The sequence below is a fragment of the Nocardioides sp. PD653-B2 genome (genome assembly GCF_002117935.1).
Classification (GTDB): Bacteria; Actinomycetota; Actinomycetes; order Propionibacteriales; family Nocardioidaceae; genus Nocardioides.
Genome location: NZ_BDJE01000019.1, coordinates 1 through 22444 on the forward strand (window position 1 = coordinate 1; position 22444 = coordinate 22444).

17 protein-coding genes, 1 pseudogene and 1 riboswitch are annotated in these 22444 nt (G+C 65.3%); of the genes and pseudogenes, 11 read left to right on the forward strand and 7 right to left on the reverse strand.

All coding sequences use genetic code 11. From position 1 onward, the window contains the following. Positions 1 to 146: 146 nt before the first annotated feature. A complete protein-coding gene (locus tag PD653B2_RS09320) occupies positions 147 to 1394 on the forward strand; it encodes an IS256 family transposase (protein ID WP_085872109.1) in 1248 nt (415 codons plus the stop codon). 178 nt (positions 1395 to 1572) lie between these two features. On the opposite strand, the gene PD653B2_RS09325 is transcribed toward PD653B2_RS09320, so the two are convergent. Continuing rightward, on the reverse strand, positions 1573 to 2079 hold the full coding sequence (locus tag PD653B2_RS09325; protein WP_085872110.1) for an Lrp/AsnC family transcriptional regulator: 507 nt from the start codon (positions 2077 to 2079) through the stop codon (positions 1573 to 1575). A gap of 111 nt (positions 2080 to 2190) precedes the next feature. Between PD653B2_RS09325 and ald the strand changes: the two genes are divergently transcribed. The 10 genes and pseudogenes from ald to PD653B2_RS26020 all read left to right on the forward strand — a co-directional run bounded on the left by ald (position 2191) and on the right by PD653B2_RS26020 (position 15260). Beyond that, positions 2191 to 3306 (forward strand): alanine dehydrogenase, encoded by a 1116-nt coding sequence (gene ald, locus PD653B2_RS09330; protein ID WP_085872111.1) that lies wholly within the window; start codon positions 2191 to 2193, stop codon positions 3304 to 3306. Between the two features lie 598 nt (positions 3307 to 3904). Then, positions 3905 to 5314 carry an IS1380 family transposase gene (locus PD653B2_RS09335; RefSeq protein ID WP_085872112.1) on the forward strand — a complete coding sequence of 470 codons (1410 nt, stop codon included), beginning with the start codon at positions 3905 to 3907 and terminating at the stop codon, positions 5312 to 5314. 450 nt (positions 5315 to 5764) lie between these two features. Next, positions 5765 to 5862, forward strand: a riboswitch (glycine riboswitch). 147 nt (positions 5863 to 6009) lie between these two features. Next, positions 6010 to 8874 (forward strand): aminomethyl-transferring glycine dehydrogenase, encoded by a 2865-nt coding sequence (gene gcvP, locus PD653B2_RS09340; protein WP_085872113.1) that lies wholly within the window; start codon positions 6010 to 6012, stop codon positions 8872 to 8874. Positions 8875 to 8879: 5 nt separating this feature from the next. Then, positions 8880 to 9995: a glycine cleavage system aminomethyltransferase GcvT gene (gene gcvT / locus PD653B2_RS09345; protein WP_085872114.1), complete on the forward strand. Its 1116-nt coding sequence runs from the start codon at positions 8880 to 8882 to the stop codon at positions 9993 to 9995. Between the two features lie 10 nt (positions 9996 to 10005). Then, entirely contained in the window at positions 10006 to 10380 is a 375-nt protein-coding gene (gcvH, locus tag PD653B2_RS09350) for a glycine cleavage system protein GcvH (RefSeq protein ID WP_085872115.1), read from the forward strand. Continuing rightward, entirely contained in the window at positions 10380 to 11651 is a 1272-nt protein-coding gene (glyA, locus tag PD653B2_RS09355; RefSeq protein ID WP_085872130.1) for a serine hydroxymethyltransferase, read from the forward strand. The genes gcvH and glyA overlap by 1 nt, the downstream gene beginning before the upstream one ends. 1 nt (position 11652) lies before the next feature. Further along, the gene (gene lipA, locus PD653B2_RS09360) at positions 11653 to 12585 is read left to right on the forward strand and encodes a lipoyl synthase (RefSeq protein WP_085872116.1); all 933 of its coding nucleotides are present in this window, start codon (positions 11653 to 11655) and stop codon (positions 12583 to 12585) included. Further along, positions 12582 to 13952 (forward strand): L-serine ammonia-lyase, encoded by a 1371-nt coding sequence (locus PD653B2_RS09365; RefSeq protein ID WP_085872117.1) that lies wholly within the window; start codon positions 12582 to 12584, stop codon positions 13950 to 13952. Before lipA ends, PD653B2_RS09365 begins: the two co-directional genes overlap by 4 nt. A gap of 7 nt (positions 13953 to 13959) precedes the next feature. Continuing rightward, positions 13960 to 14844, forward strand: a pseudogene (gene pdxS, locus PD653B2_RS09370) (pyridoxal 5'-phosphate synthase lyase subunit PdxS). A gap of 35 nt (positions 14845 to 14879) precedes the next feature. Then, positions 14880 to 15260, forward strand: coding sequence for a WhiB family transcriptional regulator (locus PD653B2_RS26020; protein WP_085872118.1), 381 nt, complete (start codon positions 14880 to 14882; stop codon positions 15258 to 15260). Positions 15261 to 15744: 484 nt separating this feature from the next. Here the strand turns inward: PD653B2_RS26020 and PD653B2_RS09380 are convergent, their stop codons facing one another. The 6 genes from PD653B2_RS09380 to PD653B2_RS09405 all read right to left on the reverse strand — a co-directional run bounded on the left by PD653B2_RS09380 (position 15745) and on the right by PD653B2_RS09405 (position 22412). Continuing rightward, a complete protein-coding gene (locus tag PD653B2_RS09380; RefSeq protein WP_085872119.1) occupies positions 15745 to 16992 on the reverse strand; it encodes an IS256 family transposase in 1248 nt (415 codons plus the stop codon). 189 nt (positions 16993 to 17181) lie between these two features. Beyond that, positions 17182 to 18201: an EamA family transporter gene (locus tag PD653B2_RS09385; protein WP_207559531.1), complete on the reverse strand. Its 1020-nt coding sequence runs from the start codon at positions 18199 to 18201 to the stop codon at positions 17182 to 17184. Between the two features lie 408 nt (positions 18202 to 18609). Beyond that, positions 18610 to 19800, reverse strand: coding sequence for an allantoate amidohydrolase (locus PD653B2_RS09390; RefSeq protein ID WP_242665214.1), 1191 nt, complete (start codon positions 19798 to 19800; stop codon positions 18610 to 18612). Between the two features lie 8 nt (positions 19801 to 19808). Further along, positions 19809 to 21059, reverse strand: coding sequence for an acyl-CoA dehydrogenase family protein (locus tag PD653B2_RS09395; protein WP_085872120.1), 1251 nt, complete (start codon positions 21057 to 21059; stop codon positions 19809 to 19811). Positions 21060 to 21115: 56 nt separating this feature from the next. Then, the gene (locus PD653B2_RS09400) at positions 21116 to 21727 is read right to left on the reverse strand and encodes a flavin reductase family protein (RefSeq protein WP_085872121.1); all 612 of its coding nucleotides are present in this window, start codon (positions 21725 to 21727) and stop codon (positions 21116 to 21118) included. Between the two features lie 58 nt (positions 21728 to 21785). Continuing rightward, positions 21786 to 22412, reverse strand: a complete 627-nt coding sequence (locus PD653B2_RS09405; protein ID WP_165763399.1) for a VOC family protein — start codon at positions 22410 to 22412, stop codon at positions 21786 to 21788. Between the last annotated feature and the right edge of the window lie 32 nt (positions 22413 to 22444).

Sequence of the window (22444 nt, forward strand, 5' to 3'; positions counted from 1 at the left end):
CGCGAAGGGCTCGGCCGGCCGAGTTGAGTCCCCGATAGTGGTGTAGCGCGGTCGCCGAGATCGTCACCGTGTGGTGATGGAAGTGGACGCGGCCACCGCGCGATCCTTCGAGTCAACCTTCTACCGAATCCTCGAGGACCATCACGATGACCGCTCCCCACATTGTCGACCCTGCACGCCTGCTTGGCGAAGCACTCGCCGAAGCCTCGCCCGATCTGATGCGCGATCTGCTGCAGACGATGATCAACGCCCTGCTCTGCGCTGATGCCGATGCGGTGGTCGGCGCCGAGTACGGCCGCCCCACCCCAGGCCGGGTCACCCAGCGCAACGGCTACCGCCACCGCGACCTCGACACCCGGGTCGGCACCATTGACGTCGCGATACCCAAGCTCCGCAAGGGCACCTACTTCCCCGAGTGGCTTCTCGAGCGCCGCAAGCGCGCCGAGGCCGCATTGATCACCGTCGTCGCGGACTGCTACCTCGCCGGGGTCAGCACCCGGCGGATGGACAAGCTGGTCAAGACCCTCGGGATCGACTCGCTGAGCAAGTCCCAGGTCTCTCGGATGGCCGCCGAGCTCGACGAACACGTCGAGCAGTTCCGCCACCGGCCGCTGGATTCCGCCGGCCCGTTCACCTTCGTCGCCGCGGATGCGTTGACGATGAAGCTGCGCGAGGGCGGCCGGGTGATCAACGCCGTCGTGCTCATCGCCACAGGCGTCAACGGCGACGGGCACCGCGAGGTCCTCGGCATGCGCGTGGCCACCGCCGAGACCGGTCCGGTCTGGAACGAGTTCTTCGCCGACCTCGTCGCCCGCGGCCTGACCGGGGTCCGGCTCGTCACCTCAGATGCCCACGCCGGCCTGGTCCAGGCGATAGCAGCGAACCTGCCCGGAGCCTCCTGGCAGCGCTGCCGCACCCACTACGCCGCGAACCTCATGTCCGTGACACCCAAGAGCATGTGGCCCGCGGTCAAGGCGATGCTGCACTCGGTCTACGACCAGCCCGACCGTCCCGCGGTCCACGCCCAGTTCGACCGGCTGCTCGACTACGTCGACGCCTTGCTGCCCGAGGTCCACGACCACCTCGACGCCGCCCGCGCCGACATCCTCGCCTTCACCGCATTCCCCAAGGACGTGTGGACCCAGATCTGGTCCAACAACCCCGCCGAACGCCTCAACCGCGAGATCCGCCGCCGCACCGACTCCGTCGGCATCTTCCCCACCCGCCAAGCCATCGTCCGCCTCGTCGGCGCTGTGCTCGCCGAGCAGACCGACGAATGGGCCGAAGGTCGCCGCTACCTCGGACTCGAAGTCCTCGCCCGCAGCCGAGTCACCATCGTCCCCACCACCGAACCCGAGATCGGGGCCGACGACCTGCCCGCCTTGACCGCCTGAACCATCACGAAGGAGAACGCAGCGCTACACCACTACCCGGGACTTGACCTCCCAACTTCGAGACGCGCAGCAGACTCGCGCGCTGGCGGTGGCGTGCGCCTCGTCACGTGAGATCGAAGCAGCGTCGCGGCGGCGATCATGATCATGCGACAAGCTGAGGGAGCAGACGAACCCGCGGCTACACGGGATGGCCGCCACGCAGGTGCTCGAAGATCAGGCTGGTCTCCGTTGAGGCGAATTCCTTGGACGCGCTTAGATGCGTCGCGACAAAGTCCCGGAGCTCGTCGGTGGTGGCAGCGGCGACGTGGATCAGGAAGTCGACAGAACCTGCCAGGAAGTACACGTTCAGTACGCCCGGCAGCATGGCGAGCTTCTCTGAGAACTCGCCAATCCGTGCCCTGGCCGTGGCTTGAAGACGCACGGCGACCAGCGCCTCGAGGGTTAATCCGAGTGCCTCTGGTGACAGGTCCGCGTGGAACCCTCGGATAGCCCCAAGTTCATGCAGTCTCGCCAACCTCATCGAACACGTGGAAGGCGCCACCCCCACCCGGTCGGCAAGCTTGTTGTTTGGAATTCGCGCATCAGCGACCAGCTCGCGCATGAGTGCTTGATCGATCTCGTCCAGCTTCGCGCCGGTGCGGAGGGATCGTGCACTCTTCAACTCATGGCGGGGAGAAGTGGTCACCCGTGAAGGATAGGCGACGGAAGACGAGTTCCCGCTCTATTCTTCGGAATGAGTGGCCGAAACACGCCTTTCCTGCCAGCGTTCCTGCTCCGGACCGAACAAGGAGCAGACATGCGCATCGGCGTACCGAAGGAAGTCAAGAACCACGAGTACCGGGTGGCGATCACGCCCATCGGGGTGCACGAGCTGGTGGCCAACGGCCACGAGGTGAGCATCCAGAAGGACGCGGGTGTCGGCTCGCAGATCGACGACGCGCAGTACGTCGCCGCTGGTGCCACGATCATCGACTCCGCCGACGACGTATGGGGCCAGTCAGAGATGGTGCTCAAGGTCAAGGAGCCCGTCGCCGAGGAGTACCACCGGATGGCCGAGGGCCAGGTGCTGTTCACCTACCTGCACCTCGCCGCCGACCGCCCGCTGACCGAGGAGCTGATGAAGCGTCAGGTCACCGGAATCGCCTACGAGACGGTGCAGCTCCCGTCGGGCTCGCTGCCGCTGCTCTACCCGATGTCCGAGGTCGCGGGCTGTCTGGCGCCGCAGGTGGGCGCGCACTCGCTGATGAAGGCCGAGGGTGGTCGCGGGGTCCTGCTCGGTGGCGTGGGTGGCGTGGCCAACGCGAAGGTCGTCGTGATCGGCGCCGGGGTCTCCGGGCAGAACGCCGCCAACATCGCCCTCGGCATGGGTGCCGACGTGACGCTGCTGGACACCGACCTCGACAAGCTGCGGATGTCGTTCTGGCGCTACAACAACCGGGTCCACGGCCTGGCCTCGTCGAAGCTCGCCATCGAGCAGCAGGTCATGGAGGCCGATCTGGTGATCGGAGCGGTGCTGATCCCCGGCGCGAAGGCCCCCAAGCTGGTCAGCAACGAGCTGGTCTCGCAGATGAAGCCGGGCTCGGTGCTCGTCGACATCGCCGTCGACCAGGGCGGCTGCTTCGAGGACACCCACGCGACCACGCACGCCGACCCGACGTACACGGTGCACAACTCGGTCTTCTACTGCGTGGCCAACATGCCGGGCGCGGTGCCGAACACCTCGACGTACGCCCTCACCAACGCGACCCTGCCCTACACGGTCGCGCTGGCCAACAAGGGCTGGGCGCAGGCCTGTCGCGAGGACCACTCGCTGGCGCTCGGGCTGAACACCCACCAGGGCAACCTGACCAACGCACCCGTCGGCGAGGCGCACGGCCAGGAGTCGGTGACGCCCGAGTCCGTCTTCGACTGAACCGCGTACTCGACTGACCTCAATCTGGCCTGCGCCACGCTGACGCACCGAAGTGCGCTCGCCTACGTCGCGACCCGGCGGTCGAGTTTGCTTCAGGAATAGGTGACATCTGATCTGCGTCGACATGTGTGTCGGCGCTGGAAAGATGTGCACCCTGCCGAATTGCTCCCCATGGAGTTCCGCGAGGACGTGATCCGGACTGAGGACTGCAGGGGACATCTCACCCCTACCACTCTGATCACGGCGTCATGGTGCTTGACCACGAGTGCGCTGAAGAGCCATGCATCGCGGACTACCCGCCGAGCTATGCCGACTAGCCTGGCGACCCCCGTGCCGTGACGCTTTGCGCCCACGCAATCGTCGACCGGCACGTCGTTGACCCTCGCATCAATCCGGACTACCCGTATCGCTCTCGCGCACTGCTTGAACCGTTCCTCCATCCAGTCGTGGGATCTTCGGCTGGCGCAGCGACCTCTAGCCCGGGTCTTTCACACGGATCCGGGTGACACGTAGCCCAGGAACGCGAAAGTGCCTGCCCTGCTTGGGAAACTCTGGATTGCGAAGTCTGGAGTTCACCAAGAGGAGAGGCACTTTGCGAGTGCAGCGTAACAAGCGGATACGTCGGGTCGTGGTCAGCGCGGACGGGCAGGGTGTGCTGTCGCATGCCGGGGTCGGTCTGCTCCGGGAGATGGTCGAGTACTCCGGCCTGGTGGGCGAGGTCACGAGCGCGTTGATCGACACCTACAAGGGGCTGCCGGTGCATGCGCCGGGGCGGGTGTTCACCGATCTGGCGGTCGCGGTCGCCGACGGTGCGGACGCGATCAGTGGTATCGCGGTGCTGGCCGATCGGCAGGACCTGTTCGGGCCGGTCGCGTCGATGCCGACCACGTGGCGGGTGCTGGACCGAGTCGACGACGCTCACCTGGACGCGGTCCGCGACGCGCGGTCGAAGGCTCGGGAGGCGGCGTGGGCCGCGGGCGCCGGCCCGGACCTGGCCGGTGAGCTGCGGCTGGACTTCGATGCCACCATCACCATCGCGCACAGCGAGAAGGAGAACGCCGCGGCCACGTGGAAGAAGACCTTCGGGTTCCACCCGTTGCTGTGTTTCCTGGACCGTCCCGACGTGGCGGGCGGGGAGGCGCTGGCCGGTCTGCTCCGGAAGGGCAACGCCAGCTCGAACACCGCCGCGGACCACATCAGGGTGCTGGACATGGCGTTGGCGGCGCTGCCCGAACACGCCCGCCCCCGGCCAGGCGAGGAGCCCGGAGGGTGGGAAGGGCCGCGGCTGCTGGCCCGGTCGGACTCGGCCGGCGCCACCCACGCCTTCGCCGAGGCCTGTGTCGAGCGTGGGGTCGGGTTCTCCTTCGGATTCCCCGTGGACATGAGGATCCAGCGCGTCGTCGACGCCATCCCCGAGGAGTGTTGGCACCCGGCGCTGCAGACCGACCACGGCGACGGCAACGACCTGCGCGAGGGCGCCTGGGTGGCCGAGGCCACCGGGATGATCGACCTGACCGGCTGGCCCGAAGGGTCCCGGTTGATCCTGCGCAGGGAACGCCCCCACCCCGGCGCACAGCTGACCTTCACCGACGTCGACGGACATCGGATCACCGCGATCCTGACCAACACCGGCCCCGGGATCGTGCCCGGTCAGGCCGCCGGGCTGGAACTGCGGCACCGTCAGCACGCCCGGGTCGAGGACCGGAGCCGGGAGGCCAAGGCCACCGGGCTGCGCAACTTCCCCTGCCGGGCCTTCAACGAGAACCGGGCCTGGCTCGAGGTCGTCCTGACCGCGGTCGACCTGGTCTGCTGGACCAAACAGATCTGCTTCGCCGACGTCCCCGAGCTCGCCCGCTGCGAGATCGCCGCGTTCCGCTACCGGGTCCTGCATGTCGCCGCCCGGCTCACCCACGCCGCCCGACGCGTCCACCTGCGCATCGACAAGACCTGGCGCTGGGCGGCCCACATCGCCGAGGGCTTCCACCGACTACGCGCCGCGTTCACCTGACCACCAGGGCCACCGCCCGATCGACCAAGGACTTCGGAGAACCGCCACCCGACGCGACGGTCGGGCCCTCAGCGACCGCCCGACCTCTCCGAGCCCCTCACCCGGCGCCATGACCGCAGAACAGAGCTTCACCGGCGGCCGCGTGAAAGGTCGAGGCTAGTACCGCTACTGCCTCGACATCGCGGGCTTCAAAGTCCACGACCGCGCTTGATGGGTGATGAACACGCAGTGCTGACGACACAACCAAGACTGACTCGCTGAAAACCAAGCCGGAGAGAGCCGGCTCGACCCCAGTACTGCGCTCCGTGGATCCCAAGAGATCCTTCCGCACATCACATTCAGCCCAACCTGTGTTACTCGATCATGGCTCCCGTGTACGAATGCCTCATGATGGTTGACCAACCGCCGCTCCACCAGTACGGTCACCGCTACAACTTCAGATCGGCCGTATGAACCGAGGCGGGAGAGTCCCGACCGAAAGCCATGGCCGGGCGCCGAAGGAGCAATTCTCCCCAGAATCTCTCAGGCCCCGTTACCGCCCCGGTGAGGCAACTCTGGAAAGTCAGGACCCGTGTGTCCTGCGCCCACGGTGCAAACCGCTTCTCGCGGTGAAGCTCTCAGGTAACGATGACAGAGGGGGAGGTCACCCATACGGTGCCGCGCTGCTGCGGTGCCCTAGTTAGGGAGCCTCCTGCATGACTACCTTCAATTGGTCGAACGCGTCGTCTGATGAGTTCGTTGATCGGCATATCGGTGTTCGGTCCACCGATGAAGCCAAGATGCTGGCTGAGCTCGGCTATGCAAGCCTCGATGAGCTCGTGGATGCGGCTGTACCCGTCGGCATCCGCAGCGCATCCGCACTGCAACTCCCACCGCCCGCTAGCGAGGCGGAGGCGAGCGCGGAGCTTGCTGCGATCGCTGCACGGAACACAATCGCCGTCCCGATGATCGGGCTTGGGTACCACGCGACGATCACTCCGGCGGTGATCCGGCGCAATGTCCTTGAGAACCCTGCCTGGTACACCGCGTACACGCCGTACCAGCCGGAGATCAGTCAGGGTCGTCTGGAAGCTTTGCTCAACTACCAGACTATGGTCGCAGACCTGACCGGTCTGCCGACCGCAAACGCATCGCTCCTCGATGAGGCGACAGCTGTCGCCGAAGCAGTCATGGTCATGCGCCGAGCGTCGGCCTCAACCTCAGATCGGGTTCTGGTCGATTCTGACACGCACCCGCAGACGATCGACGTCGTGCGGACCCGGGCCGCTGCGGTCGGGATCGAGGTCATAGAAGTCGACCTCGAGAGCGGGCTCCCCTCGGGCGATCACTTCGGTCTCGTGGCGTCCTGTCCCGGGAGCAGCGGGGAGCTCCGCGACCTGTCCGCCGTCGTGGTGGAGGCCAAGCGCCGCGGTGCGCTTGTGACAGTCGCCGCGGACCTGCTTGCTCTGGCACTGGTGGTTCCACCAGGCGAGATGGGTGCTGACATCGCTGTCGGCAGCAGTCAGCGCTTCGGTGTCCCGCTGTTCTATGGCGGTCCTCACGCCGGGTTCATCGCCGTCCGCGACGGCCTCGAGCGCCATCTGCCGGGACGCTTGGTGGGAGTCTCGGTGGATGCGGCGGGGAATCTGGCATACCGCTTGGCTCTCCAAACCCGTGAACAGCACATTCGGCGCGACCGCGCGACCTCGAACATCTGTACCGCGCAGGTACTTCTCGCGGTCGCGGCATCGATGTATGCCGTCTACCACGGTCCGCAGGGACTCACGGAGATCGCAAAGCGGGTGCATCGTCACGCAGAGTGGCTGGCATCGACGCTGCACGCTTCCGGCATTACTGTCGTGAACAGGCACTTCTTCGACACCCTCATGGTGCACGTGCCCGGACGAGCTGAGCGGGTCGTGTCCCGGGCTGATGATGACGGGCTTCGACTGCGCCTGGTCGACGCTGACCGTGTCGGGGTCAGCTGCTCGGAGCTGACCACGCGGGAACATCTGGTCCGGGTGCTCGATGCCTTCGAAGCGAGTGTCGAGGGTGACAGCCCGGGGAGCTTGATGCTGCGGGAGGGGCTGCCATCCGCGATGCGCCGTACCTCGGACTTCCTCACGCACCCCGTCTTTCACGAGAACCATTCGGAGACTCGGATGCTGCGCTACTTGCGCAGGCTCTCGGACCGGGATTTCGCACTCGACCGAGGCATGATCCCGCTCGGCTCCTGCACGATGAAGCTCAACGCCACCACCGAGATGGAACCGATCTCGCTGCCCGGGTTCGCAGACCTGCATCCGTTCGCACCAGCTAAGGATGCCGCGGGATACAGCGCGCTGGTCAGCCAGCTCGAGTCTTGGCTCGCCGAGGTGACCGGGTACGCGGCGGTCTCGATCCAGCCGAACGCAGGTTCCCAGGGCGAGCTGGCCGGGCTGCTCGCGATCCGCGCGTACCACCGAGACCGCGGCGATGACCAGCGGACCGTCTGCCTCATTCCCGCCAGCGCCCACGGCACTAACGCAGCTTCAGCAGTCCTTGCAGGCATGCGCGTCGTCGTCGTCGCGACAAAGGAGGATGGCACGATCGACCTCGCTGACCTCGAAGCCAAATGCGTAGCCCACGCAAACGAGCTCGCAGCGATCATGGTCACCTACCCATCAACCCATGGGGTCTACGAATCCGGGATCACACGCCTCTGTGAGCTCATCCATCGTTATGGCGGGCAGGTCTACGTCGACGGGGCCAACCTGAACGCGCTTCTCGGTGTTGCGAAGCCCGGCGAGTTTGGCGGGGACGTCTCGCACCTCAATCTTCACAAGACCTTCTGCATCCCACACGGTGGCGGGGGTCCAGGCGTCGGGCCGGTCGCGGTTGCGGCTCACCTCACGCCGTACCTGCCCTCACATTCGCTCCACCCTGACGCCACCAGACGCCTCGGCACCGGTGCGGTAAGTGCTGCACCGTTTGGCTCCGCCGGAATTCTGCCGATCCCCTGGGCCTACATTCGGATGATGGGTGCCGCCGGACTCACGCGGGCCACCAAGATCGCCGTCCTCAGCGCCAACTACCTGGCCTCCAGGCTGGCACCTCATTTCCCGGTTCTCTATGCAGGTGAAGGCGGGTTGGTTGCCCACGAGTGCATCCTCGACCTGCGACCCCTGACCGCAGCCACCGGCGTGACAGTGGACGATGTCGCGAAGCGGATGATCGACTTCGGGTTCCATGCTCCGACCATGAGCTTCCCGGTTGCTGGGACCTTGATGGTTGAGCCGACGGAATCCGAGGATCTGGCCGAGCTTGACCGCTTCGTTTCCGCGTTAGCTGCCATCCGCGGTGAGATTGACCAGGTGGCGAAGGGCACTTGGTCCGTCGCGGAGAGTCCACTGCGCCAGGCGCCCCACACGGCCGCATCGCTCGTCGGTGAGTGGAACCGGCCCTACGCCCGGGAGCAGGCTGCCTTTCCTGCTGGGATCGTCATCGACAAGTACTGGCCCCCGGTTAGTCGCGTTGACCAGGCCTACGGCGACCGCCACTTGGTCTGCTCTTGCCCACCTCCTAGTGCCTTCGAGAGTTGAGACCGATGTCCCAGAGAACGCCGCTCCATGAGGTGCACCGCCAGTTGGCTGCCACCTTCACCGACTTTGCGGGTTGGTCGATGCCGGTCCGCTACACCTCCGAGATCGCGGAGCACTCCGCGGTGAGGACCACCGCTGGCCTGTTTGACCTGAGTCACATGGGCCAGATTGAGCTCCTTGGCCCGGAGGCTGGGGTTGCCCTCGACTTCGCCCTGGTCGGACGAGCATCGAAGATCGGCATCGGACGAGCCAGATACACCATGATCTGCGATCACGATGGGGGCATCCTTGACGATCTCGTCGTCTACCGGCTTGCCGACCAGCACTACCTGATCGTCGCGAATGCCAGCAACACCTCTGTTGTCCATGCGCTGCTGAAGGAAAGAGCAACGGGGTACGCCACAACGATCCGTAACACGTCCTCGGACTGGTCGCTGATCGCTGTCCAGGGCCCGGCCGCAGCGGCGATCGTGGACGAGATTTCGGACCTGGACGTGGCGAAACTCGGATACTACGCGATCGACGTCGGCACCCTGGACGGGATCGACGTCCTTCTCGCGCGTACCGGTTATACCGGCGAGGACGGATTCGAGGTCTACTGCGCGCCGATGGATTCAGAGGCGATCTGGATGGCTCTCAGCGCATCGGGGAAGAGCCGGGGGCTGGTCCCGGCTGGACTTGCATGTCGAGACACCCTGCGCTTGGAGGCTGGAATGCCTCTGTACGGTCAGGAACTGAGCCGGGATGTCACGCCTTTCGAGGCGGGACTCGGACGCGTGGTCGTCTTCGACAAAGCCGATGGGTTCGTCGGCGATGCCGCCCTGGCGAGGCGACGTGACGACGGTCCGCTGCAGACCTTGGTCGGCTTGAAGTCCCTCGGGCGCAGGTCACCCAGGACCGGGTACCACGTCCTCGACCCGGCGTCGGGCGAGCAGATCGGACGTGTCACCAGCGGTGCCCCGTCGCCGACGCTGGGATACCCGATTGCGATCGCCTATGTCTCAACCGCCTTCGGGGCAACCGGATCCAAGCTCGTGGTCGATGTCCGTGGAGTCCATGAGGACGTCGAAGTCGTCGCGCTGCCTTTCTATCGACGCAACACCCGATCCCTCACGACCTAGGAGTAACACGATGTCCGTTCCCACGAACCTGAAGTACACCGCCGAACACGAGTGGCTCGATATCCAAGGCGACATCGCCACGGTCGGCATCACGGCCTATGCCGCTGACGCTCTCGGTGACATCGTCTATGTCGACCTACCGGGGGTCGGCACCGTTCTACAAGGTGGCGAACCCTGCGGCGAGATCGAGTCGACGAAGTCCGTGAGTGACCTGCACGCGCCCGCAGACGGGGAGGTCACCGAGATCAACGACGCCGTAGTCGAGGAACCCGGCGTTCTGAACCTCGAACCGTTCAAGGACGGCTGGCTGTTCCGCATGAGGATGTCCGATTCAGCAGCGCTGCTGGACGCGGCCGAGTACCAGCGCCTGACGGACTCGCAGTGATGTCGAGCCTGGACCAACCGCTCGCAGAGGTCGACCCCGAGATCAAGTCCGCTATCGACAACGAGCTCACGCGACAGCAGAGCACTCTTGAGATGATCGCGAGTGAGAACTTCGCTCCAATCGCAGTCATCGAGGCCCAGGGCTCCGTCCTGACCAACAAGTACGCCGAGGGATACCCGGGACGCCGCTACTACGGTGGGTGCGAACACATCGACGTTGTCGAGCGACTCGCCATCGATCGGGTGAAGTCCCTGTTCGACGCCGCGTTTGCGAACGTACAACCCCACTCGGGCGCACAGGCCAACGCCGCGACGATGTCCGCCCTGCTCGATCCCGGCGACACGATCCTCGGACTCGACCTCGCACACGGCGGGCACTTGACTCACGGGATGAGGCTCAACTACAGCGGCAAGCTCTACGACGTCGTCGCCTACCATGTCCGTGAGTCTGACTTCCGGATCGACATGGCAGAGGTCGAACGACTGGCCGAGGAGCACCGGCCGAAGCTGATCATCGCGGGTTGGTCGGCGTACCCGCGCCAGCTCGACTTCGCCGAGTTCCGTCGCATCGCCGACAAGATCGGCGCCCTGTTGATGGTCGACATGGCGCACTTCGCTGGGCTGGTCGCCGCTGGCCTGCATTCCAACCCGGTGGTGCACGCCGACGTGGTCACCACCACTACGCACAAGACGCTTGGTGGCCCCCGCGGCGGGGTGATCATGACCAACCGTGCCGATCTGGCCAAGAAGCTCAACTCCGCGGTTTTCCCCGGCCAACAAGGGGGTCCTCTCGAGCACGTCATCGCGGCCAAGGCGGTGGCATTCAAGCTGGCTGCCTCGGCGGAGTTCCACGATCGCCAACTCCGCACTCTCGAGGGAGCTCGCTGCCTCGCGGCTCGCCTGATGGCTGACGACTTGCAGGAGGCAGGCATCACGGTTCTCACTGGCGGCACCGACGTCCACCTGGTCCTGGTCGACCTCCGCAATTCTGCTCTCGACGGTCAACAAGCGGAGGACCGTCTTCATACGATCGGTATCACCGTGAACCGGAACGCGGTCCCGTTCGACCCGCGGCCCCCGATGGTCTCCTCCGGCCTGCGCATCGGTACCCCGGCGCTAGCAACTCGTGGTTTCGGTGCAAGTGAGTTCGAGGAAGTCGCGGACATCATCGCGACCGCACTGGTTACTCAGCCTGGGGAACACAACGTGAGCGCACTCCAGGGCCGCGTCGCCAGCCTCGCGCGCAAGTTCCCGCTCTACCCGGAGATCTGAGGTGGCCACCGTCGTTCCGGAGGGACGCAGGCTGCTGCGTCTCGAGGCTCGCAACGCCGAGACCCCGATCGAGCGCAAGCCCGAGTGGATCAAGACGCGGGCGAAGATGGGGCCGGAGTACAAGCACCTCCAGAGCCTGGTGAAGTCCGAGGGGCTGCACACGGTGTGCCAGGAGGCCGGCTGCCCCAACATCTTCGAGTGCTGGGAGGACCGCGAGGCGACCTTCCTCATCGGTGGCGACCAGTGCACCCGCCGCTGCGACTTCTGCCAGATCGACACCGGCAAGCCGCAGCCGCTGGACCGCGACGAGCCGCGCCGGGTCGCGGAGTCGGTGCAGAAGATGGGCCTCAAGTACGCCACGATCACCGGCGTCGCCCGCGACGACCTCCCCGACGGCGGCGCCTGGCTCTACGCCGAGACGGTCCGGGTGATCCACGAGATGAATCCCGGCACCGGCGTCGAGAACCTGATCCCCGACTTCAACGGCAAGCCCGACCTGCTCACCGAGGTCTTCGAGTCACGCCCCGAGGTGCTCGCCCACAACGTCGAGACCGTGCCGCGGATCTTCAAGCGGATCCGCCCGGCCTTCCGCTACGACTGCTCGCTCGACGTGATCACTCAGGCGCGCGACTTCGGCCTGGTGACCAAGTCGAACCTGATCCTCGGCATGGGCGAGACCCGCGAGGAGGTCAGCCAGGCGCTCCGCGACCTCCATGACGCCGGCTGCGAGCTGATCACCATCACGCAGTACCTCCGCCCCTCCCCGCGCCACCACCCCGTCGAGCGGTGGGTGAAGCCCGAGGAGTTCGTCGAGATGGCGGACGAGGCCGAGGAGATCGGCTTCGCCGGTGTCCTCAGCGGACCGCTCGTCCGCTCGTCGTACCGCGCGGGTCGGCTCTACAAGCAGGCCATCAAGTCCCGGGAGGCGGCATGACGCTCAGCGCGTTCGACCTCTACTCGATCGGCATCGGCCCCTCTTCATCGCACACAGTGGGGCCCATGAGGGCAGCCAAGCGATTCGTGGATGGACTGACCGTCGACGAGCTGCTGGGCTCCGTGGCACGCGTGAGGTCCGAACTGTTTGGATCCCTCGGGGCAACCGGACACGGCCACGGATCGGTGAAGGCAGTCATCCTCGGATTGGAGGGGGAGGAACCAGCCACTGTCGACACGACCACCGCAGAGGAGCGGGCGAACTCGGCGTGCGAGCGAGGATCGCTCCTCCTCGCTGGTCGCCAGGTCATCGCCTTCGATGCGGGTGACGTCGTCATGCATCGCCGCAAGACACTGCCCGCCCACCCGAACGGAATGACCTTCACTGCGTACGACCAGCTCGATCAAGTGGTTCGTACACGCACGTACTACTCGGTGGGTGGTGGCTTCGTCGTGGACGAGGACGCTGTTGGCGCCGACCGAGTGGTAGTCCGCTCTGCGAAGGTCCGGTACCCCTTCAACTCGGCCAAGGAGTTGCTCGCGATCTGCGCCGATGAGGGCCTGCGGATCAGCGACGTCGTACTTGCAAATGAGCTCACGTGGAGAACGGAGCGCGAGATTCGCCAGGGCCTACTCGACCTGTGGGCCGTCATGGTCGAATGCGTGAACACGGGCTGCCGCACAAACGGTGTACTGCCTGGCACTCTTCGGGTCCCCCGTAGAGCCGCGCCGCTGTTCCGGGATCTTTCCACCCGCCCAGCCGGCGGCGATCCTCTCGAGGCGATGGACTGGGTCAACCTGTTCGCGCTCGCGGTCAACGAGGAAAACGCCGCGGGTGGCCGGATCGTCACCGCCCCCACCAACGGAGCGGCCGGGATCATTCCTGCGGTTCTTCACTACTACGTACGGTTCGTGGCGGGCGCTGATGACGACGGGGTGGTGCGGTTCCTTCTCACGGCCGCGGCCATCGGAATGCTGTTCAAGGAGAACGCCTCGATCTCTGGCGCCGAGGTCGGGTGCCAGGGCGAGGTCGGGTCGGCATGCTCCATGGCAGCCGGTGCGCTCTGCGAACTCCTCGGTGGCACGCCCGAGCAGGTCGAGAATGCGGCCGAAGTCGGCATTGAGCACAACCTCGGGCTCACTTGTGATCCGATCGGGGGCCTCGTCCAGATCCCCTGTATCGAACGCAACGCGATCGCATCGGTCAAGGCAATCAACGCCGCGCGCCTGGCGATGAATGGCACCGGGAGCCACAAGGTGAGCCTCGACATGGCCATCAAGACGATGCGCGACACCGGGCGCGACATGCACCTGAAGTACAAGGAGACGGCCCGTGGCGGCCTGGCAGTCAACATCATCGAATGCTGAGGAGTCCATGGTGAACGCGGGAACGAGCAACGTGAAGCGCGGCATGGCCGAGATGCTCAAGGGTGGCGTGATCATGGACGTGGTCACCGCAGACCAGGCCAAAGATCGCCGAGGACGCCGGTGCGGTGGCCGTGATGGCCCTCGAGCGCGTCCCCGCCGACATCAGGGCCCAGGGTGGCGTCTCACGGATGAGCGACCCGGACATGATCGACGGCATCATCGAGGCGGTCTCGATCCCGGTGATGGCCAAGGCGCGGATCGGCCACTTCGCCGAGGCGCAGGTGCTGCAGAGCCTGGGGGTGGACTACATCGACGAGTCCGAGGTCCTCACGCCCGCCGACTATGCCAACCACATCGACAAGTGGGCGTTCACGATCCCTTCGTCTGCGGGGCCACCAACCTCGGCGAGGCGCTGCGCCGGATCACCGAGGGCGCGGCGATGATCCGTTCCAAGGGCGAGGCCGGCACCGGAGACGTCTCCAACGCGGTCACGCACATGCGCACCATCCGCGCGGAGCTGCGGCGCCTCGGGTCGCTGTCGCCCGACGAGCTGTACGTCGCGGCGAAGGAGCTGCAGGCGCCGTACGACCTGGTCACGGAGGTCGCCCGGAGCGGCAAGCTGCCCGTGGTGCTCTTCACCGCCGGTGGCATCGCCACGCCCGCCGACGCCGCCATGATGATGCAGCTCGGAGCCGAGGGGGTCTTCGTCGGCTCGGGCATCTTCAAGTCGGGCAACCCCGCTCAACGGGCCGAGGCGATCGTCAAGGCCACGACGTTCTTCGACGACCCTGACGTGGTCGCGAAGGTGTCCCGCGGCCTCGGTGAGGCGATGGTCGGGATCAACGTGGAGGACCTCCCGGCGCCCCACAGGCTCGCCGAACGCGGCTGGTAACAGCGCACGCACCGTCGAAAGGATTACGAAGCAAGATGCCAACGGAGCGGGACTGGATCGCTCACAGCTCTGACTGGACTGCCCGGGCCGCCTGCGTGAACGAGGACCCAGACCTGTTCTTTCCGATGAGCGAACACAGTCAGTCAGGACTCGCGCAAGTCCACGAAGCGCTTGCGGTGTGCGCAGTGTGCGAGGTAGTCACCCAGTGTCTAGACCTCGCGCTCAGCATTGGGACGCCGTGGGGGGTGCGGGGTGGGCAAACCGCAATGGCTCGAGAACGCATTGAGCGCCGATCCGCTGATGCGGAGAAACGTCGGCGACTCGCCCGCATCCTGAACACCGATGAGGGGCGCGCACCTGGACTCCGAACGGCAATCGACATGGCACGACCTCAGGCCGACGTACATGTCAGCTGAGGTCACGGGCCTCGAGATGTGTGCCACCAAGAGTCGCGCCCATCGTTGTCGCGACCGCTGTCCTGGGGCCAGATCGCGGGGGTCAATGTGATTGTTGTGCCCTCGACGGTGGAGCAATCGCCCCCGGCCACACGGTTCCGCGAGGCTTCGCATTGGGGGATGCGATGACACTCAAGAGCTTTTGGCGCGCCATCGCACAGCGATCCGAATCCCGGTGGTTGGTCACCAGTTCACACGGAGTTTGGCAGGTTACAGCTCACACTCGTGAGTGGGTGCCGTATTCGGTCGCCCACGCAAGAAGAGTCAACAGGCCATCGGCTGCCTGCGGCCAGTACACCGTTGGGTGGCCGATATTCTGGAATATGACCTTTGACTGCAGCCGGCCAGGGGTTTGTGAGAAGTGCGCCGACGTTGTTTCTCGACCCGAGGAGGTCAAGTCCGCCGGGGTGGTGTACGAGGTTGATCCCTCGGTTGGGCGTGTCGGTCAGGCCGTGAGGGCCTGAAGTTCGGGCTCGGTCACCTCCTCGACGTCGGTGGTGTGGTCGACGGCCTGGGCGCGGGCGAGGACTTCGAGGCTGAGGTAGCGGCGGCCTTCGGCCCACTCGTCGTGCTGCTCGGCCAGGACGGCGCCGACGAGGCGGATGATCGAGGTGCGGTCGGGGAAGATCCCGACGACGTCGGTGCGTCGGCGGATCTCGCGGTTGAGCCGCTCTTGGGGGTTGTTGGACCAGATCTGGCGCCAGATCTCCCTCGGGAAGCCGGTGAAGGCGAGGATGTCGGCGCGGGCCTCCTCGAGGTGCTCGGCGACGTTGGGGAGCTTCTCGACCAGGGCGTCGACGACGCGGTCGAACTGGGCGTGGACCGCGTCGGCGTCGGGCTGGTCGTAGATCGAGTGCAGCAGGGCTCTGACCCAGCCCCAGGAGCTCTTCGGGGTCGCGGACATCAGGTTCGCGGCGTAGTGGGTGCGGCAACGCTGCCACGAGGCCCCGGGCAGGGTCGCACCGATCGCCGCCACCAGGCCGGCGTGGGCGTCGGAGGTGACGAGCTTGACCCCGGCCAGGCCGCGGGCGCTCAGGTCGCGGAAGAACCCCAGCCAGCCGGCGCCGTCCTCGCTGGAGGTGACCTGGACGCCGAGGATCTCCCTGTGTCCATCAGCGTTGACACCGGTCGCGACGAGCACGTGCACCGGCACAACCCGGCCGCCCTCGCGGACCTTGAGCACGAGTGCGTCGGCGGCGACGAACGTGAACGGCCCGGCGTCCTCCAGCCGGCGGGTGCGGAACTGCTCGACGTGCTCGTCGAGCTCGCGTGCCATCACTGAGACCTGGGACTTCGACAGTCCGGCGATGCCCAGGGTCTGCACCAGCTTGTCCATCCGCCGCGTCGAGACGCCGAGTAGGTAGCAGGTCGCCACCACGCTGGTCAGTGCCCGCTCGGCTCGCTTGCGGCGTTCGAGGAGCCAGTCGGGGTACAGCGACCCGGTGCGCAGCTTCGGCACAGCGACGTCGAGGGTGCCCATGCGGGTGTCGAGATCGCGGTGGCGGTAGCCGTTGCGAGAGTTGACGCGCTCGGCGCTGCGTTCGCCGTAGCCGGCCCCGCAGACCGCGTCAGCCTGCGCGCCCAGCAGTGTGTTGACGAACGTGGCGAGCAGCTCGCGCAGCAGGTCCGGGCTCGCCTGGTCCAGCTGCTCGGTCAAGAAGTGGGCAGGGTCGATACTGGGCGTAGCGGTCATCGTGGTGTCCTTCTTCGAGTCGGTTGTGAGAGATCACTCGAAGGATCCACCCGGTGGCCGCGCCTACGTTGCAGGCACGCGCTCACTCAGGTCCGTCGTACACCACTCTGCTGGACTCCACTAGTTGGGAAGGGTCCCCAGATATTGCTGCACACGCGCCTCGACGTGGCTCAAGCAGGGGCTCCCGCGCTAGGGAGGTGCCAGCGTATTGATTTGTGACGTCGGTGGGTCCTCGCAGGGCGGACTCGGGCCAATGTCAGCTCCATTCGGCCAATCCGAGCGCCCAGAGGCCGCTTGATCGGCGCCTGCCAAGGGGGGTTCGTCCATCGTCACAGCCAAGGGATCAACTCGTGCCAGGTACATCGAGTCACCGACTGCGACCGCGCTAATGGCTACGGCGTTACTCGCCACGACGAGGAGGATTCCGAAGAGCTCGTGCAAGGCCAGTGCCTCGCCGAGAATCAAGCTGCCAGCTAGCGCAGCCGTAAGTGGGTGAACACTCATCAGGACGCCGAACAGTTGGCGTGGAAGCAGGCGGAGCGCGCCGACGTCCAGCGCGTAGGGGATCGCAGAACTGAGAACGCCCGCAACGACCGCACTGCCGAAGGCCGAGATCGTTACGTGCGTTGCGACAGCGTGGACGGTAAACGGGAGAAGCAGGCAGGCCGACATCGCTCCAGCCGTTGCCGTTCCTTGGAGACCAGGCAAGCGCCGAATCACGACCTTGCTGAGCAGAATATAGGCCGCCCAACAGCATGCGGCGAGCAAGGCGACACCAATGCCGAGCCAATCGGTGCTCGCACCCGGAAGTACCAGGACGTAGACCCCGACCGCGGCCAGGCCGGCGCAGAGGAGATCCAAGAGTCTTCGGGAGTCGACGAGCGCGACCCCGAGCGGACCGAGAAACTCCAGTGTCACGGCCAGGCCTAGACCGATGCGGTCGACGGCAAAGTACAGGCTCGAGTTCATGACCGCGAAAATGAGAGCGAAGACCGAGACGATTGCCCAGTCGGTTCGTGTGAACTGCCGCCATGGTGGACGCACCAGGGGCAGCATGAGCGCCGCGGTGACTAGTTGCCGTATCCCCACCGTGGCAACCGGACCAAGCACCGGGAAGGCGTGTGCACCTATGCCAGATCCTCCCTGACCGCTGACGGCACTGAGCAGCACCATCGTGACTCCGCGGGTCCGGTCACTGACTGCCTTCATCGTGCTGTTCCTGGGACGCGGGATCGAGCCAGTCCAACAACGACCGACTTGGACGCGGGAGCGTTGCTGCCGGCCGCGGTGGAAGTGATCGGCACCAGAGGATTCGATCGGAAGCTGCCACCCCGGCTCACGACACGGCTCCGATGACGTCGTGCAGACTGCCGCTTCGCAAGCACCGTCCCAGCTCGGGGACTCTTGCCCGCCGGCTACGTGGCGGACACCCTGAGGCCTGGACATCAGCGACTTCAGACAACACCGAAGGACGTTGCGGCGTGGCCGCTCCTGAGACCAACGTCACTCCTCCCTTTCGTCTACCTGCTGCCATGTGAGCAGGCGTGCACGCGCAGCGCTCAAGACCCCTCTGACGGGGCCGCCCCGACAGTCGATGTGATCGGAGTTGGGCCCGAATCAGAGCAGGAGCGTCTTCACTGATGTGGCTAGGGCGTCGACGCCGACCACGCAGTCATCGAACTCGGCGTGCTCACTCGGGGAATGGGACACACCCGTCGGGTTCCTCACGAACAACATCGCCGATGCGATGCCGACCGAGGCCAGGGTGCCGGCGTCGTGTCCCGCACCGCTCTCGAGGATGGGCGCGTCATCTAACTCGGACGCCAACAGCGCCACGGTTGACTGGTCAAATGTCTCCCATGGGGTGAACGATTCCTCGAACACTGCTGCGGCCGGAATCGCTTCGACTTCGGCCGCGACTTGCCGGATCCAGGCTTCGTCCGGTCCTCGGGCATCTAGCCATCCGATTGCCTGCGAAGGGATCGCGTTGGCCGCATTCGGAGTCACCCGGATCTTGCCGATTGTCGCCACACAGCCGTGCCGCTCGCCCGCGCGACGCGTCACCTGAATAAGCTCCGCGAGGCCGAGCATCGGATCGGTCCGATCCGACATACGTGTGGTGCCTGCATGATTCCCCTCACCGGTGAACTCGACCCGCCACCGCCCGTAGGGACGAATGGCAGACCCAACGGCCACCGGACGATCGAGCTCCACGAGGCCCCGTCCTTGTTCGATATGAAGCTCGAGGTAGGTACCGATTCGGTTGAGCGCTTCACGGTCTGGTCCGAGGTGTTCAGCGCTGACGTCCAGTCCGGCGAGACACTCGCTCAACGACACACCGTCACTGTCCAGAAGCCCCAAAGCAGCTTCAGGTTCGAGGTTGCCGACAAGGAGTCTGGAACCAAGACATGTTAGTCCGAATCGTCCGCCCTCTTCCTCGATGAAGTTGACGATCCCTAGCGGTACGTCCGACAGGGCGTCGTCGGCTAGGACCTGATCGACGGCCGCGAATGCAGAGATCACTCCTAGAGCTCCGTCAAACGCACCTCCCTCAGGCACCGAGTCGAGATGCGACCCAAGGACTACAGCCTTCCGCCCCTGCGCCGCTGCGCGATCGGGGTCTCCGAGCCATGCCCATTGATTGCCGACTCGATCCACCTCCACGTGCATTCCCCGCTGCTCAGCCTCACCTTCGAACCACTCACGGAGAGTGAGGTCGGTCGGGCCGCCAGTGAAGCGGTTGTAACCGCCGGTGCGCGGCGAACGACCCAGGTGTTCAAGATCGGACCACAAGCCTTGGAAGCTCAACTCGAGACTCAGCGATCCAATTCGGGGAAACCGAGCTCGGACCAGTTCTTGCGTTGCTCCTCGGCGATCCGGTAGCCGTACTTCGCCTTGGCGAACCGATCGCCGGTGATTTCAGCCTTTGCGACGAGGCCCATCAACTGGCTCTCGCGCGTGTGAAGCGACACCGTGCGGAGGTCGCGCCACGCGCGCTCAAGGGGGTTGAACTTGAAGAGCGCCCTGGTCCCAACCACATCGAATGCCTTGGTAACGACGAACATCCCGGTGGTCTTGGCCTGGTGGAGCGCACGCAAAGCGGCCAGCGACCCCTCCCCGAACCGGCCGGTGTCGTATAGCCACTGTGCGTACCACCACGAGGCCCTCGTGGCCTGGAGCGCGCTCGACATTTCACCGAGCGTGTACTTCAGGCTGTCCTCCTCGGCGAGGTATGGGCGCTCGTTGAAGACCTTGACCACGAAGTCGAAGGCGCCTTGAGCAATGCCCAGGCAGATCGTCGCGTAGGTGATCTCGAAGAGGTATGGGTGCTTCTGCACATAATCACCAGGCTGACCGAGAACACTCGCGTTCGGGATCGGCACGTTGTCGAACTTCGTCGGTCCGGAAAGCGACGCTCGGATACCGATGACTTCTTCCCAACCAGGCAGAAACTGAACCCCAGGATCATCCGCGCGCATCACCCCGAGAACAAGGCCTTCAGAAGGCGTCTCAGTATTGGGCGCCAGTGCCCAGTAGAGGATGAACGTGGAGGCCGCGGCCCCCGACGTGAACCCCTTCGTGCCGTTCGCGACGAATCCGTCCTCGGTCTTTCGAAACTCGACGTTGAACTGGATCGTCCCAGACTCTGTTCCGGTCGCGACCCTCTGCGCGGGAACGACTTCGCTGCCGACCGTCGCCATCAGAGCGCCGTTGTCGAGGACTTCCTTGAACAGCCATGACTGCTGCTCGTGGCTGGCGAGCCCGGCGATGAGTCCATGGCAGTGATACTGAGTCGTCAACGCCCAGGCAGTACTCGCGCATGCTGATGCGATGATTTCAATCACGCTATGCGGGAGTATGTGAGCGAAGCCTGCCTCCGTGCTCAGGCCCCCGAATTCGGCAGGAATCGCGAGCTTGAGGAAGCCCTGCTCGAAGAGGAGATCCATGTTCTCCTTGGGCCAGGAACCTGCTTCGTCGTAGCGCCGGGCCCGCTCGGCAAAGATCGGCTTGAGCGCTTCGGCCTTTGCGATCCAGGCGGCCACCTCGGGGTGCTGAGAAAAGTCCATTTCAATCCTCTGTTTGGTGAGTTTCCTGAGTGGAACTCGGTTATCGCGCGACCGGTCTACTCCTGGCCCTGACGAACGAGTCGGTGATAGCCGCGGTCCCAATAGATGAGCGCCGCGCCTTCACGGCTGCGGCCCGATGTGAGGGTGCCGATGACGATGTCGTGATCTCCAGACGAAATGACCTCGGTCACGATGCACTCAGCCACGGCAAGAGCGCCCGCAATAGAGGGGACTCCGAGAGTGTGACCAGGCGCCCAGCTGATCCCAGTGAACTTGTCGAACCGGTTCGACGCGAAACGGTCGGCCAGATCTGCCTGGTCCTCACTCAGGAAGTTGACTCCGAAGCGACCCGATTCTCTGATCACATCGAGGGTGTACTTGCCGTGCTGGAGACAGGTCAGCAACTGTGGCGGGTTTAGCGAAAGTGCGGTGACGGCGCTGACGGTCATACCGACCGGAAGACCCATGCCATCGGTACAACTCACGATGGCTACACCTGTGGGGAGGGCGCCGAACACCGCCCGAAACGCTTCAGGTGGAGCGGCCGCCGGCCACATCCGCCTTGTGCGCTCCGCTTCTGACAGTCGGGCTTCGTCCCGCACCAGCGCTGCAGTCACCGCACTACCCCGCTTCCTCTTGCAATCAGTATTGCGTCCTGAGAGCAGCATGCTGCATGTAATCTGCAATGTCAATGCGGTTGAGCCCCTGAATGGGAGTTCCTGAGCCTCAGCGAAGGCTGACGAGGTTGCCGTCAGCTGCTTGGACTACGAGTTCGAGGCCTGGCGTGACTGCCCATGTGACAGTGGGCGCATTCGCGCGGTCAAACCCCAATCGGGTGAGCACGTCGGTGATGCCCGTCGGGTCCGGGTGGAAGAGCCGGAAAGTAAGAAGGTCAACGCGCGGGAGCGGCAGCGCAGGATGGGGCGTGTCGCCCCAGTCGACGAGAAAGGGGGCAACACCGTCCTCAAGGACATCCGGCCGCTCGGTCAGCCGGAGGCGCAGTTCACCTTCTGCAGTCGGGCGTGCCAACCAACTGACCATCCCGGGGCTGTGTCCCCCAGCTGCCATAGCGCGAACGGCTTCGTCGAAATCCAGAGGCCGAACCCCCCAGGTCGCCAAGCGGCTTCGTCCGAAGGCTCCGTCGAGGCCGAACAACCGAGGCACCTTGGGTTCTTGTTGCGCATCATCAACCGCGATGATCTCCAGATAGCGCCTCCCGCCCAGCCCGAGAAGGTAGTTGCGGCTCCCCCTGTGCGCATGGCTTCCCCCGGGAACCGGCGCAACGCCAACCACCGTGCCAATGTCGGCGACAGTCGCTGCTAGGTCTCGCGTCACGACCACGAAGTGGTCCACTTCTGGCGCACCGCCGCCCGCCATCAGTCTGG

Coding starts and splice junctions, on each gene's coding strand:
- PD653B2_RS09380 (WP_085872119.1), bottom strand. CDS start 16,992: ATGACCGCTACGCCCAGTATCGACCCTGCCCACTTCTTGACCGAGCAG.
- PD653B2_RS09400 (WP_085872121.1), bottom strand. CDS start 21,727: ATGCTGCTCTCAGGACGCAATACTGATTGCAAGAGGAAGCGGGGTAGT.
- ald (WP_085872111.1), top strand. CDS start 2,191: ATGCGCATCGGCGTACCGAAGGAAGTCAAGAACCACGAGTACCGGGTG.
- PD653B2_RS09320 (WP_085872109.1), top strand. CDS start 147: ATGACCGCTCCCCACATTGTCGACCCTGCACGCCTGCTTGGCGAAGCA.
- glyA (WP_085872130.1), top strand. CDS start 10,380: ATGTCGAGCCTGGACCAACCGCTCGCAGAGGTCGACCCCGAGATCAAG.
- gcvP (WP_085872113.1), top strand. CDS start 6,010: ATGACTACCTTCAATTGGTCGAACGCGTCGTCTGATGAGTTCGTTGAT.
- PD653B2_RS09385 (WP_207559531.1), bottom strand. CDS start 18,201: ATGAAGGCAGTCAGTGACCGGACCCGCGGAGTCACGATGGTGCTGCTC.
- PD653B2_RS09395 (WP_085872120.1), bottom strand. CDS start 21,059: ATGGACTTTTCTCAGCACCCCGAGGTGGCCGCCTGGATCGCAAAGGCC.
- PD653B2_RS09365 (WP_085872117.1), top strand. CDS start 12,582: ATGACGCTCAGCGCGTTCGACCTCTACTCGATCGGCATCGGCCCCTCT.
- gcvT (WP_085872114.1), top strand. CDS start 8,880: ATGTCCCAGAGAACGCCGCTCCATGAGGTGCACCGCCAGTTGGCTGCC.
- gcvH (WP_085872115.1), top strand. CDS start 10,006: ATGTCCGTTCCCACGAACCTGAAGTACACCGCCGAACACGAGTGGCTC.
- PD653B2_RS26020 (WP_085872118.1), top strand. CDS start 14,880: ATGCCAACGGAGCGGGACTGGATCGCTCACAGCTCTGACTGGACTGCC.